Here is a 13,045-nt window from a genome sequence, read left to right on the forward strand (position 1 = left end):
TGAGATTTTAGTGCCTACCACTAACAGCAATTTCCATCGCCTGACGTACAGCATTTCCCTTGATCAGCTAAAGGCTTTATACCTTTTGTAATGGCCGGATCTCGTATCGCCGGCGTATTGCAGTCGAATAAAGGAGCGTTCTCTAACGGAGGTGCGTTATAACAAGGCAGGCCAACAAAATTCCCCTGATAGGGAGCCCTTAATAGGAGGTTATAGGTTTTAGCACAAACGGCGGTTCTCACGCCTCGGCGATAAACATGCCCGTCATCGTCACAGACCTGAAGCCAAGGGCCACGATATAAGACGGCGTGCCCCTGCTCGAAACAAGGCCCGGACTTCCCTTTATATGCGTTAATCAGGAAAGGTTTAAGCTCGACGCCATTGGTGATCTGCAGTGGAAGATCGCTTAATTGATGGTAAGTAATACCATGAAAGCCCTCCTGTTCCAGCAGTTCGGAGATGGCAGATTCGGTAGGGGTTTGTACGATTGGATATGTTCTTACAGGCCCTATCTCCAGGTGATCATGACGCTCGTCAGCCAGCAGTACCAGCATCATCAACGTACCGTCTTGATTTAGTACGCGGTAACACTCACTTAATAATTTTTTCGTTTCGTTGGGTTCAACACCATTCAGAGTAAAGCAGACGTAAAGCCTGTCATGATTTGCTGACTTGGCAAGAGGATTGTCGCTTGAAAGACGCTTGATCTTTTTCTGCAAGCGAATTAGGTCGTGATAGTTCGCGATATTGGTCGAGCGCAATAACTCGTCGGCAATCTGAGGATTTTCGCTCCAATCAACAGCAGGCTCGGCTATAAGCGGTTTAGCACCTGGCTGGAGATTTTGTATTGCAACCTGTAACTCCTCACTTCCCTTATGCCCTACCAGCATGGGGTTCAACGCCGGACGAATAAATTCTCCGACAATAGGTTCCAGTTTCTCCCGCCAGTTGGATTGTCGACTTAGATCGAAACCACCAAACCCTTGACCTGCAATTTTCAAAGCTGCTTGGCGCAGCGCGAGCGACTTGTTCATAATTCCCCCAAGTTCACTGTTAGCATTTTAGGCAGCAGCGTTTGAAAACTCCCTCTTCAACCGGAGTCAGACTTTGAGCATACAACGTATCCAGTCGACTATCAGGGTGTTTCCAGTCAAAGTGAAATTCATGTTCTTCGAGTTCTAGCCTCTTAACACTTTCATTCTGAAGCAGCGGCGAACCTTTGTAGAGATGCAGCCTGGTTTCATATTGAATAGGGTCGACTATATCTACCAGCTGATTTTTCTCGACGAAATCGTGAAATTCTGCGATGTCCTCCAATCCCACCCAAGGATTAAACATGATAAAGGTGGGATTAACCTTAATGTTCAAGGAAAGCAAAAAGGCAATGGATTCTTCGATCATATCCATATCCATTTCCTTCACGACCTGATCCAATACTTCTTGTTTGGGGAATTCAAGCGCGGTGGTAATGAACGCCAACCCCAAAGAAACCATTTCCTTTATGGTCTCTTTGTTTTCTAGAATATGATCGACACGCGTAGTGAAATCATATGTCAGGCTTGGGTGTTTCTCATGCAGTTTGCGCATTATCATTATGCCGTGGTGCTTGGCATTAAAAAAATCCGCGTCGGTAAAGGTAAGATGCGTCATCCCCTGTTCTACTAGCGCAGCTGTGTCTCGCTCTACTAACTCGCTGGACACCATCAGCACTTTGCCGTCGTAAGCAGCGTAAACAGAACAGTACGTACACTTATGATGACAGCCACGGGTTCCCTCAATCCCCCCTACGATCTGTTTCGAACCGAGAAGCTTATCAATTTGGGGCTGAGGATATTTAAAGAGCGGAGGCGCTATCTCACGCTTCGGCAATCGAAAATTGTTTCTCTCTAGAAAGGGAACGACTATTTCCTTAGACTCAAGTTTTTTGATATCCACTATGCCCGCCAGGCTGGCATCTTGGCCATTGAGCCTTTTTAGCAGGTTCACCAGAGGAACTTCCCATTCGCCTACGATGGTATATTCACTATATTTGCCGGTAAGACGTTCGGCGTTGATAGTTGCGTACTGGCCAAAAAATACCTTTATTGCTTTATTATTCCAGCTGCTGATTTTGGCCGAAAGTTGTACTCCTGCTTGCAATGAATCAAATAACGGAACGGAAATGCAAACGACATCCGCGTCGGAAAACATCGATTCGACTAGCCCCTCCACATAGACATCAACCAACTGCGCATCAAATCCTGCATCGATAAGTGCTGTGGCCGCAGATATCGCGGTAAGAGGCTGGTAACCGCCTTCAAATGTTGTCGCCACTATTACTTTCATTTCCATGTCCCCACGCAATTGAGGTTAATATCCATACAGCTCTTAAACTGCAAGTAATTTTCGACACAGGTGCACGTGCCTCCTAACAAGATTCAGGAGGCAGTATTTATTATTTTTCTAGAAAGATAGGGCAGTTATCACGCATAAGGCACAGAGGCCTATAAAGGCTTGAAAGATCGAGGCGCCTGTTATTGTTTTGACATAGTTTATAGTGCTGCTATTCGCAAATGCGTCATTTCGCACCAACCAGTAAAAACTATCATTAGGCAAAATGGCTACAAACGATCCTAGGCAAATCGCATACACAACAGGTATCAAGTCTATTCCTGTGTTAGCCAAGACAGGTGCGAGTATGGGCGGAAGGGCTGAGAATGTTGCCAAGGATGAGCCATTTATGATCTTGAAAATAGCCGCAACTGAGAACAGCCCGATCAACATCAGCGAAGCTGACTTTACACCCGTGACTATCTCAACGGCATATCCAGCAGGCACAACACGCGCAAGCATATGCCCTAGCGCGGACGCGCAACCAATTATAAATAGAAGATTAGCTGTTCTTCTAATTGTGGAATCAAGCATCGGCTTGCGGTTTTCGTGCTTGGTCAGAAGGTAAGCCACAATAGCAGCGGTCAGAAGCGCACCGGCTGGAGCGGTAAAAAAGCCAATGACCGGGACTGCGGAGAGCTTACCGAAGTACCCAGCGAATAAAAGCGCAAATAGTAATGCGAGAGGAAACAGTAGCCTGGACGAACTAGCCCACTGAAAGTCCCTGCCCTCGCTCGGGGAGGCTTCTATGGCATCTGAATGGTCTCCTACCAAGCGGAGCCAAATCATGCCAGCCACAAAAGTCGTCACCATCAAGGTTAGACCCAGCACAATCAATCGGTGATCTTCGACGTTTGCCCCCACACCGAGGCCGATTATCAGCGGCCCTGCAGGTATCAACAGCTTGAAGCCACTGTAGCTGCCTACCGCAATCGCGGTTCTATAACGACCAGCTAACGGAGATAGCGCCGCATATGCGGTGTCAGGGCATACCATCCCTGCCCCCATCAACGGAGACATCACGACCCCTGCCCTGCCGAGATAAAGATCCTGTCCATGACTTAACCAGGCAGCTAGGTAGAACGCGCTGAGAAGCACAATACAAAAGTAACCGAGGTTGTTCCCGTATCCTGTGATCAATACGGAGATTATTTCGCTGTTCCCCAGCCCGCCCACGAGGCCCAAAGCGACAGTTAACACGATCATAAAAATGGGGAACGGAAGCGAGAAAGCCTTGGCTATCGAGCTACGAATTGAGGTAGGGATGGACTGGGCGCTGATTTCCAATTCGGACATGATCGCTTCCTTGCACGATTCGATAATTTACCCAGCGATCTACGCTAGGGGCACGTTTTCTGCGTATTCAAAACAACCCAGCATGAGGTCGAAAATCGGCAGACTGCAGGAAGTGACATGATTTTTCGACGATTCTACCGGCCCCATTTACGACGGGTCGTCCAGCATTCGTTCTGTTATTTTTTTGAATAGGGATTCGGGTAGAAATCTCTACACCTCGCCTTCTAAACCAGGATCGATTGGCTATCCATCAACCTGGCGGAGCCTATTCGTTGGTACTTGCAACCAATATAGGGATCCAATTTGGGTAATGTCAACCCCCTATTGGTGGTTGCAGCTATACCGCTGGAAAGCTACTGTTGGTAGTGACAACTGAAGAGAAATTTATGACCCAGTGCACCGATACCCACCTCATCAGTGATGCTGAAAACCTATTTGAAGCAGTTAATCAGCTGGTACGTGTCTATCAATTTAGAGACAGAGACCGAATCTGTTGCTATGACGTATCCGTCACCCAGTGCTACGCCCTAGAGACGCTGATCAAGCAGGGGCCATTGCGAATGCAGGCACTGGCAGAGGAAATGTTTCTTGATAAAAGCACGGCGAGCCGAGTCATCGATACTCTTGAACGCAAAGGTTACGTCGAGCGATCTGTTGATCTGGAAGATAAACGGGCCATTCAAATTCGAGTCACGGAAGCGGGTGAAAAGCTATATCAGAAAATCCGAATTGACCTGGTAGCCGAAGAGAGCGCTATGATCGCGAATCTCTCACCGGAGGTCAGAAAAGCCTCCGTAGCACTTATCAAACAGCTCACCCGGGCGGCGGAAATCCGCTGTGGTCTCGTAAAAAGCTGCTGCTCTACTCCATCGAAGGTCAGTTGCTCATGAAGCCATGACATTCGTCCCGATTGCCTCCCCTCCGATTCAATCCATCGATACCCCTTCTTGGTTTCCTACTGATACGTCAGATGCCTGCAGTGGCAAGACGGAATCAGTAAGCCTCCGGCCAAGTCGCCTTCCTGACCACGACGCCAAAGGCGATGCCTTTTAAGCGGGTCTTTCCATGTGGCGAAGCCGCACTGTGCTTATTTGTTCGCCAGTCGCTGCGCCAGTTGGATGGAAGTTCTGGTGCATGACGGCGCTGGCGCAACGGCTGACGTAGCAACTCCAGGCTTTGCGAGAGGTGCCGCATTCGAGGTTGTGGGGGATCGGAATGTGACTCATGTCGCTTCCTCGTGCTGACGTTAGATAGAGCGCTGGTTGACGCGTTTGGACAGTTCTCCAGCAGACTCTTTGCGCTCGGAGTAGCGATCAACCAGGTAGCTCTGGCGATCCCGCAAGAGCAGCGTGAACTTCATCAGCTCTTCCATCACGTCCACCAGACGGTCGTAGTACGAAGACGGCTTCATTCGGCCGGCCTCATCGAACTCTGTGAATGCCTTGGCTACGGAAGATTGGTTTGGAATAGTGAACATTCGCATCCACCGACCAAGCACGCGCAGCTGATTGACCACATTGAAAGATTGCGAGCCGCCGCAGACCTGCATCACAGCGAGGGTCTTTCCTTGCGTAGGTCGCACGGCACCAATCGCCAGCGGAACCCAGTCGATCTGGGCCTTGAAAACTGCGCTCATGGAACCGTGCCGCTCAGGCGAGCACCACACCTGTCCTTCAGACCATTGCATGAGTTCGCGTAACTCCGCGACCTTGGGGTGTGTGTCCGGAGCATCGTCCGGCAGCGGCAAACCCGAAGGGTCGAAGATTTTAGTTTCGGCGCCAAACTCCTCCAGCAAGCAGGCTGCTTCCTGAGTCACCAACCGGCTGAAAGAGCGCTCTCGCGTCGATCCATACAAGAGCAAAATTCGAGGTTTATGGACTGACGGCGTATGCGGCTCCAGTTGCTCCAGCGAAGGAGTGTCAAGCAGGTCGGCCTGTAAGTTCGGCAATGTGTCGTGCATATGAACTCCTACAATGGCGCCAGGTTGGGCACCGCCTCGGTTGATCTTTAAAGCGAACCTATGCGATTCAGTTCAGCTTTTAGCTGCTCAGCGTTAATAGTCTTCAGCGGCAGCGCAAGAAATGCGTTTACGCGCTCCCGGATTTTGGCGAGGGTTGTTTCGAACGCTGCGGTAACCTCGGCTTCCGACCCGGTTGTTTCGGACGGATCGGCCAAGCCCCAATGTGCCTTCAAGGCTGGGCCGAAAAAGATGGGGCATGCTTCTCCGGCAGCACGATCGCAGACGGTAATCACGATATCTGGGGGCGAGCCTTCAAAAGCGTCCGAAGCCTTGCTGCTTAAGCCCGCAGTGGAGATGCCTGCCGCTTCCAGTGTCTGCAATGCCTGCTGGTTTACTCGACCGCTGGGGAAGCTTCCCGAGCTGACCGCTTCTACGCCTTCAGGCGCCAAGTGATTGAACAACGCCTCAGACAGGATGCTGCGGCAGCTGTTGTGGGTGCACATGAACAAGACTTTCATCATAGGACTCCTTGATTTAGAAACTGAGGCGCAGTGCCAAGGCGCATAGGGTGGCGACGAGGATGGGCAAGGTCAGTACGATCCCGGTCTTGAAGTAGTACCCCCAGCTGATCTTGATGTCCTTCTTGGCCAGCACATGCAGCCACAACAGCGTGGCCAGGCTACCAATCGGAGTGATCTTCGGGCCCAAGTCGCAGCCAATGATGTTGGCGTACACCATGGCTTGCTGGACGACGCCATCAACTTCGGCGGCATGAATGGATAAGGCGCCAACCAGAACGGTAGGCATGTTGTTCATGATTGAAGACAGCAATGCTGTTAGCAGCCCTGTACCCAGGGACGCGCCCCAGACGCCGTAGCCGGCGAATACGTTCAGAATCTGGGCAATATGGTCTGTCAGACCGGCGTTCTTCAGGCCATAGACGACCAGATACATACCCAGGGAAAAAATCACCACTTGCCATGGGGCCTCTTTGAGAACCTTGCTTGTGTTGATGGCGTGACCACGAGCCGCGATGACATAGAGGATAAATGCACAGGCCGCTGCGATGGCGCTGATTGGTACACCCAGCGGCTCAAGGACAAAGAAGCTGACCAGGAGTACTGCCAGCACCCACCAGCCGGCTACAAAAGTGGCCCGGTCGTGGATTGCCGCGATAGGATTATCCAGTTGGTTGAGGTCGTAGGTTTTGGGGAGATCTTTGCGAAAAAACCATAACAACATCGCCAATGTCACCGCCACGCTGACGATGTTGACCGGCACCATGACCGAAGCATATTCGTTGAAGCCGATATTGAAGTAGTCGGCAGAAACGATATTGACTAGGTTGGAAACCACCAGTGGCAAGCTCGCCGTGTCGGCGATAAATCCAGCTGCCATGACAAATGCCAACGTAGCAGCGGAAGAAAAACGCAGCGCCAGCAACATAGCGATCACAATGGGGGTGAGGATCAATGCCGCTCCGTCATTGGCAAACAATGCCGACACAGCTGCGCCCAGCAAGACGATAAATGCAAACAACTTACGAGTGCTTCCGGCTCCCCACCGGGCTACATGCAACGCAGCCCACTTGAAAAAGCCCGCTTCATCAAGCAGCAGGCTGATGATGATGACCGCGATGAACGTCCCGGTGGCATTCCAGACGATGCGCCAAACCTCTGGTATGTCGGCAAGGGTAACGACGCCTGCCAGCAGCGCCACGATGGCACCCAGCATCGCGCTCCAACCTACCCCGAGCCCCCTAGGTTGCCAAATGACGAGCACGATGGTGGCGATAAATATCAATACAGCGATCAGCATTTCATTAATCCGTTTGGGGCGTGAATCAGCTGCGCACGGCCTGATTGATCGGTCGGTCGTTCATACTGCACAGGCGTTTAGCCTCGGTTTCCAGCCATTGCTTATTAGCGTTTACCACTTCCTTCAGAACTGCGATCACCCATGCAGGCAAATCGGGATTCAGGCGGTAGTACACCCACTGACCTTGGCGACGATCCATCAACAAACCAGCAGAGCGCAGCAGGGCCAAATGACGAGAAATCTTCGGCTGGCTCAGATCGAGTGCTGCTGTCAGTTCGCATACACACAGCTCACCTTCACTCACGACAAGCAGAGAAATTTTGGCTCGGGTGTCATCCGCCAAGCACTTGAATAAGGTTGTGGGGTTCATGGGTTCTGTCATAGATCCTCCAGGTGTTTGGTCTTAACCAAAACTAAGAGCTTGATGCGGTCGTGGATGGCGCAGAGCGTATGGGGAAGACATCGCGATCGTCGCTAGCAAATGCATATGGAAATTCGAATATACCCGCTGACGTATATCCGGTAAAGCGAATATGATTTCTCCTGTTTCGGCTTGCGATATAACAGCCCACTCGGGCGTAATAAAGGAGAGAAAAGGATGGAACCCGAGCTCAGAGGTGCGGGCGGAGTGCATGACGCTCATGAAAAAGCTTGGATCGAAGGTGCGTGATGCCCACGACTACAATTTTGCCATCGAATGGCTCATCGAGTTCCTTAGCCAGCGAACCACCGGTTTTTTTCAACTGATGAGGTCGGACGGGCGCAGCCGTCGGTAGTTTTCTCAAGTCCGAATGACTCGAAAATCATTTCCCAACCCCATGATATTGGGTCGCCGTATCCATCTTTCCGGTCGACGAAAAATCAGTCCAGCCACTACCGGGGCAGCGCACACCACCCGAGAAGGTCGAGACCGTGCTCCGCTGCCGAGCGTACGGGCCGACTCAAAAACAGGCTTCGGACATTTTGGGCATACCGAGATCCGGTTGGTAGGTTTGGAAGTGCGCAGAGAAGTGAAGGATCGCACCGAGAGACGTCGCGCCCGGTCGATGACAAGCAAAAAGCCTGTTAGGCCGAGGACGTTTCTCCTTCGCTATCCACACTGAGAGGCCGCGCCGGACTGGCACGGGGTATTTCTCTCATCTTCCGGCGCGGCTTTCACTGAGCAACGAATCATGCATTGCTGGATAGCAATGCTCGTGCTCGTTTCTGGCGCCTCACAAAGGGAAAGGTGACCAGTAGAAATAGCGTCATGCCAAAGATGTCAGCCACGAAGTTCTCGTAAGCCAGGGTAAATGGTATTCCATTAGCGGCTGGATCGATAAACACTTCGTTGCCGATCGAGCCTGCGAGCACATAGGCGACGCCGGCGAGGGGAGCCCAGCAGACCCCTCGGTTAAAATCGCGCACAATCGATCGCCACATCACACGCAGGAATGCTAACGGCCAAGTGTACAAAGGTATGCTCAGGATCTGCTTCATCACTGGGCGCAGCGGCGTCCTCTGTACTCCGCTGAATTCGAATGAGAGATAGCTCATCACGAAAGGAAAGGTGAAGCCGTACAGCGCATGGCAGAAGTTGTAATTCCACCCAATCAGATTAAACATCCGGCTTTGAACGATTAGGAACGTCATACTGATGACGAAGCCGATAAGGGCGGGAACTAGAATGTGACCTTTTTTCAACTGCATAAAAGCTCCTGGGGAGGGATGAAAGCGATTCGCCATCTAGGCTAACTCCTTCCTTCTATCTCGCAACTCAAAACAAGCCCTCGAAATTGTCGGTGACTTTTGTCCCCTGCGTATTAAGGCGCTCACCCCCGCTCCTTTCCGGCGCCGCCATCGCCACACGAGACGCGACTCGCCGCCCAATACGCTTCGACGCCCCCTAACAATCGTCCGAAAATAACTATCTGATTCAGGCGCTCGTGCGCATATTTCAAGTCAAGAATGCCCGCAACAGAGCCGCCATACACCGCGTGGAATTTGATCAGTCTAACTCTCCCTTGGTTTTATTTGGTGGTGCTTTGTTTTTTGCGCTGGTTTCAGCGTCAGAGCGATCCGTGGTTTGCCGCAACAGAATGAGCTCCGCAGAATATTGCTCGGACAGTCTTTTCGCTTCGGCCAACTGCGCGGTTGCGTGTGAAAGGCCATCCTCCAATCGCTTGGATTCGGCGCGCGACAGACCAAGTTGTTCTTGAAGTGCTTCTTTCGCACCGTCAGCCTTGGCAACCGCTGTCTTCATGACGGCAATCTCACCGGTCAATCGAACCGCCGCCTTTTCATGCGCCGCCGCCGATTTGGCCTGATGTCTGCACTCCCCCAGCAAGCGCTCGTTGTCTCTGTTGAGTCGAGTCAGTTCATCCTGCTTTACCATCAACGTTTGCTGGAGTTGGCGCAGCTCAACCTGGATTTGCTGCACCTGCCCTTCGTGACGACGTTGCTCTTGGTCGCGTTGATCCTTGACGGCCGTTCGGTAATGCTCAAGTGCGTCGCGAGCATGCGTATGCTTTTCTTCTAGCGAGAGAATTTGCTCATCCCGTTCCTGGATACGACGCTCCAAGTCGTCACGCGCCTGGTTCAATTGAGCATTACGGCCAAGCTCTTCACGCAGGGAAGTTTCACTCACCTGGAGCGCGGCAGTTTGAGCCTCCAAGGCCGACTGCTGAGCCTCAAATTGCCGCTTCAAGGTCGCGAGCTCGCCCTCCAAGCGTTGGTTGTGCTCCTCAAGATCACGAGACTGTTCATCAAACTTAGCTTGGGCGACAGTCAACGCCTCACTTCCCTCCTCCATCACCTGATCAAGAAGGCTTTCGACGCTCGCCTTCAGCGCATTGCCTATGCGGTCGCGTAGCTCGATGACCGGACGCTCAGCCGCGTCCAGCTCTTTCAGATATCGAGAAATCGTCGACTTGGAGCCGGTATTTCCGAGTTCTACCCGCACCCCGTCGATGCTCGGGTACATGCCCTTGGCCTGCAAGGCCTGCCTCGCCTTTTGCACCAACGTTTTGGTGATTCCACCCCGAGCCATGGATCCTCTCCTTCGATTTCGTACTGTGTTACATGTCATGTAATTACGTGACACGTTATAAGAATTCTAACGAATTGTATTAGTGGATCATAGGAATCTATAATAGGATGTTATGGCTTCTTGACTCTTTGCTGCTCTCAGAAAGCCTCCTTGCAGCGCAGAAAAAGCAAAACGCTCCGTTTTGGAAGGCAAAGCACGATGGAAAAGGCAGGTCGGTACCTAAGCGCCGGCACCCGAGAGAACACGCGAAAAAGTTACCGGGCGGCGATCGAGCACTTCGAAGTGACTTGGGGCGGGTACCTGCCCACGACCGGCGCGGGCGTCGTTCGCTACTTGGCGGAGTACGCCGACAAACTCTCCATCAACACTCTGAGGCAGCGCTTGGCAGCCCTTGCGCAATGGCACATCACCCAGGGCTTCCCTGATCCAACCAAAACGCCTGATGTTCGCCAGATGATCAAGGGCATCAAGGTCGTGCATCCTGCAAAGGTGAAACAGGCCGCCCCACTGCTGCTCCAGCACCTAGAGCAATCGGTCACCTGGCTTGAAGGGGAAGCTGCAACTGCGATTGAACGGGGAGATTACAAAACGCTGGTACGTCACCGTCGCTCGGTGGCGATTATCTTGATCGGGTTCTGGCGGGGTTTTCGAGGCGATGAGTTGGCCAGGCTTACGGTGGAGGACACCCAAGCCATAAGTGGTGAAGGAATTACCTTTTTTCTGCCTTACACCAAGGGTGATCGCCAGCATGAAGGAACAACGTTCCAGACGCCGGCCCTTAAAATGCTTTGCCCCGTGGAGGCCTACATCAGCTGGATAACAGTTGCCGGCATTGCGAAGGGCCCAGTGTTCCAGAGGATTGATCGCTGGGGGAAACTCTCGGGGAAAGCCATGCAACCGCATAGCCTGATACCAGTGCTCCGTCGCATTTTCGAAGAGGCAGGATTGCCAGCTGAACTGTATAGCAGTCACTCAATGCGGCGTGGCTTTGCAACCTGGGCGTCCGCCAATGGATGGGACATCAAAGGACTGATGAGCTATGTGGGCTGGAAGGATATGAAGTCGGCGCTGCGTTATATCGATGCGGGCACGTCGTTTGGAGGCTTGGCGCTGCGGAATACAAGCCCTAAGCTCGTGCCCCATACCTGAACAAAGAGTAGGTCGCCCTAAGAGGCCGGGGGCCGAACGGATGCGTACATCGGCCCGACATGCTTGATGGGGGCTCCATTGAACGATTCGGCCATCTGATTTTTACTCGCCATCCAATCCTCGAAATCTTGCGCCCGCTCATTCAGAAAAGGGTGGTCAGCAACAGAGGCGGCGATCAAGAAAGCAACGGCTTGACCTGTTTCCACGCAAACCAAAAGCTCACGATTTACATGCCAGCTGTTACAGCTTTGTACGCCGGTGAGCGAAAACCCGAACTCGTCGTTTCCCTCGGGCCCGGTCGCCTCTATATGGCTCAGCACCGACAACGGGTTCGGGTGAGCTCCATAATCAATTGAAGCGTCGTACATGCCTCTGACGTACTCCGCCATCACAGGCTGAAAGGGCTGCAAAATCTTGATTGCCTTATCGACAACGAAGACATTCCTGCAGGCTTTAAGGTCGTCAGTGCTCCGATGGCGATTGAGCCATATATCCGCCCTTGTCTCATCCTGACTGACCAAAAATGCATAGCAAGCTGACTCAAGAGCGGCACGGGCTACGGGGAAAACCAGTACCACATGACCTGACAGGGCCTCGCGTATGGCACCGAGGAGAGCTGTATATGCATTAATCGCAAGCAAGGCTGCGACCGGCGTCAACTCCAAGGGGCGGTTGAAAAACTCACGATGAAACACAGCGTCCATTTCATGCACGAGCCGCATCAATTCAGGCGGAGCAGCCGCATGCCCTTGGGAAACCTCTGTTGTTGCATCAAGGTATTCAGACAGCGTGCCTGCAGTCATTTTCATCAGTCTAAACTCCAGGGCAAAATGGTTTGATGATCTCACGACTCCGCGGCGAGGTATTATCACAGCTATGTGAGGTGTTCGTAGCGCTACGAAGCGAGTAGGCGTGTCCTGGCCTAACCTCTAGGGCTACGACGATGAGCTCTATCTAGGTCGTGAGTTCCAAAATCGACCACCCAGCTGCCTTCAGCGCCGTCCTTCGCTTTTGGCCAGCGACGCCCTGCCCCAATGAACTCTGACGTACGGCCAAGCACAGAATCTTTCACGCACAGCCATGCAGCCGCATAGCTTGATATCCGTACTGCGCTGCATTCCAAAGAAGCGGGATTGCCAGCGTAGCTGCAGCAGGCACTCAATGAGGCGAGGCTTCACGACCCCGGCGCCGCCAATGGATGGGAGATCAAAAGGCTGATGAACCACGTAGGTTGGAAGGACATGAAGTCGACGCTTCAGTACGTTGACGCAGGCAGGTCATTCGAAAGTTTGGCGATTCGTGCCGACACAGCCCGACTTGGATCCTAAGTTGCGAATGTCGTTTCTAGACGTGAGACAAGCGCGACATAGGATGACGACAGGGTAATTGCTATTTGCCACCTCCCTGCCCAAAATAGCCACGTG

The 13,045-nt window shown here is 52.3% G+C and carries 12 protein-coding genes; 2 read left to right on the forward strand and 10 right to left on the reverse strand.

All coding sequences use genetic code 11. From position 1 onward, the window contains the following. Nucleotides 1-20 precede the first annotated feature (20 nt). From J3P82_RS13120 to arsQ, 3 genes are all read right to left on the reverse strand, one after another. Nucleotides 21-1,034 (reverse strand): hypothetical protein, encoded by a 1,014-nt coding sequence (locus J3P82_RS13120; protein WP_434557220.1) that lies wholly within the window; start codon nt 1,032-1,034, stop codon nt 21-23. 19 nt (nt 1,035-1,053) lie between these two features. Continuing rightward, nucleotides 1,054-2,325, reverse strand: coding sequence for an arsinothricin biosynthesis radical SAM protein ArsL (gene arsL / locus J3P82_RS13125; RefSeq protein ID WP_434563817.1), 1,272 nt, complete (start codon nt 2,323-2,325; stop codon nt 1,054-1,056). A 117-nt stretch (nt 2,326-2,442) separates the two neighbouring features. Next, on the reverse strand, nt 2,443-3,666 hold the full coding sequence (gene arsQ, locus J3P82_RS13130) for an arsinothricin export permease ArsQ (RefSeq protein ID WP_434557221.1): 1,224 nt from the start codon (nt 3,664-3,666) through the stop codon (nt 2,443-2,445). 386 nt (nt 3,667-4,052) lie between these two features. Here arsQ and J3P82_RS13135 point away from each other — a divergent pair, with 386 nt between their 5' ends. After that, nucleotides 4,053-4,556, forward strand: a complete 504-nt coding sequence (locus tag J3P82_RS13135; protein ID WP_434557222.1) for a MarR family winged helix-turn-helix transcriptional regulator — start codon at nt 4,053-4,055, stop codon at nt 4,554-4,556. Nucleotides 4,557-4,912: 356 nt separating this feature from the next. Here J3P82_RS13135 and arsH read toward each other — a convergent pair whose 3' ends face one another. From arsH to J3P82_RS13165, 6 genes are all read right to left on the reverse strand, one after another. Continuing rightward, nucleotides 4,913-5,626 (reverse strand): arsenical resistance protein ArsH, encoded by a 714-nt coding sequence (arsH, locus tag J3P82_RS13140; protein WP_434557223.1) that lies wholly within the window; start codon nt 5,624-5,626, stop codon nt 4,913-4,915. Between the two features lie 47 nt (nt 5,627-5,673). Next, a complete protein-coding gene (locus J3P82_RS13145; protein ID WP_434563819.1) occupies nt 5,674-6,144 on the reverse strand; it encodes an arsenate reductase ArsC in 471 nt (156 codons plus the stop codon). A gap of 16 nt (nt 6,145-6,160) precedes the next feature. Further along, nucleotides 6,161-7,444, reverse strand: a complete 1,284-nt coding sequence (locus J3P82_RS13150; protein WP_434557224.1) for an arsenic transporter — start codon at nt 7,442-7,444, stop codon at nt 6,161-6,163. Nucleotides 7,445-7,469: 25 nt separating this feature from the next. Further along, nucleotides 7,470-7,826, reverse strand: a complete 357-nt coding sequence (locus J3P82_RS13155; RefSeq protein WP_434557225.1) for a metalloregulator ArsR/SmtB family transcription factor — start codon at nt 7,824-7,826, stop codon at nt 7,470-7,472. A 788-nt stretch (nt 7,827-8,614) separates the two neighbouring features. Then, on the reverse strand, nt 8,615-9,169 hold the full coding sequence (locus J3P82_RS13160; RefSeq protein WP_434557226.1) for a hypothetical protein: 555 nt from the start codon (nt 9,167-9,169) through the stop codon (nt 8,615-8,617). A 262-nt stretch (nt 9,170-9,431) separates the two neighbouring features. Then, nucleotides 9,432-10,472, reverse strand: a complete 1,041-nt coding sequence (locus tag J3P82_RS13165) for a DNA-binding protein (RefSeq protein ID WP_434557227.1) — start codon at nt 10,470-10,472, stop codon at nt 9,432-9,434. Nucleotides 10,473-10,670: 198 nt separating this feature from the next. Between J3P82_RS13165 and J3P82_RS13170 the strand changes: the two genes are divergently transcribed. Beyond that, nucleotides 10,671-11,621: a site-specific integrase gene (locus J3P82_RS13170; protein WP_434557228.1), complete on the forward strand. Its 951-nt coding sequence runs from the start codon at nt 10,671-10,673 to the stop codon at nt 11,619-11,621. A gap of 17 nt (nt 11,622-11,638) precedes the next feature. Here J3P82_RS13170 and J3P82_RS13175 read toward each other — a convergent pair whose 3' ends face one another. Beyond that, nucleotides 11,639-12,430, reverse strand: coding sequence for a hypothetical protein (locus J3P82_RS13175; protein WP_434557229.1), 792 nt, complete (start codon nt 12,428-12,430; stop codon nt 11,639-11,641). Nucleotides 12,431-13,045 lie beyond the last annotated feature (615 nt).

The organism is Pseudomonas sp. Z4-20 (assembly GCF_051131955.1).
Lineage (GTDB): Bacteria > Pseudomonadota > Gammaproteobacteria > Pseudomonadales > Pseudomonadaceae > Aquipseudomonas > Aquipseudomonas marvdashtae.

Excerpts from the sequence above, each read along its gene's own strand:
- J3P82_RS13120 (WP_434557220.1), bottom strand. The coding sequence starts at position 1,034 with ATGAACAAGTCGCTCGCGCTGCGCCAAGCAGCTTTGAAAATTGCAGGT.
- arsL (WP_434563817.1), bottom strand. The coding sequence starts at position 2,325 with ATGAAAGTAATAGTGGCGACAACATTTGAAGGCGGTTACCAGCCTCTT.
- arsQ (WP_434557221.1), bottom strand. The coding sequence starts at position 3,666 with ATGTCCGAATTGGAAATCAGCGCCCAGTCCATCCCTACCTCAATTCGT.
- J3P82_RS13135 (WP_434557222.1), top strand. The coding sequence starts at position 4,053 with ATGACCCAGTGCACCGATACCCACCTCATCAGTGATGCTGAAAACCTA.
- arsH (WP_434557223.1), bottom strand. The coding sequence starts at position 5,626 with ATGCACGACACATTGCCGAACTTACAGGCCGACCTGCTTGACACTCCT.
- J3P82_RS13145 (WP_434563819.1), bottom strand. The coding sequence starts at position 6,144 with ATGAAAGTCTTGTTCATGTGCACCCACAACAGCTGCCGCAGCATCCTG.
- J3P82_RS13150 (WP_434557224.1), bottom strand. The coding sequence starts at position 7,444 with ATGCTGATCGCTGTATTGATATTTATCGCCACCATCGTGCTCGTCATT.
- J3P82_RS13155 (WP_434557225.1), bottom strand. The coding sequence starts at position 7,826 with ATGACAGAACCCATGAACCCCACAACCTTATTCAAGTGCTTGGCGGAT.
- J3P82_RS13160 (WP_434557226.1), bottom strand. The coding sequence starts at position 9,169 with ATGGCGAATCGCTTTCATCCCTCCCCAGGAGCTTTTATGCAGTTGAAA.
- J3P82_RS13165 (WP_434557227.1), bottom strand. The coding sequence starts at position 10,472 with ATGGCTCGGGGTGGAATCACCAAAACGTTGGTGCAAAAGGCGAGGCAG.
- J3P82_RS13170 (WP_434557228.1), top strand. The coding sequence starts at position 10,671 with ATGGAAAAGGCAGGTCGGTACCTAAGCGCCGGCACCCGAGAGAACACG.
- J3P82_RS13175 (WP_434557229.1), bottom strand. The coding sequence starts at position 12,430 with ATGAAAATGACTGCAGGCACGCTGTCTGAATACCTTGATGCAACAACA.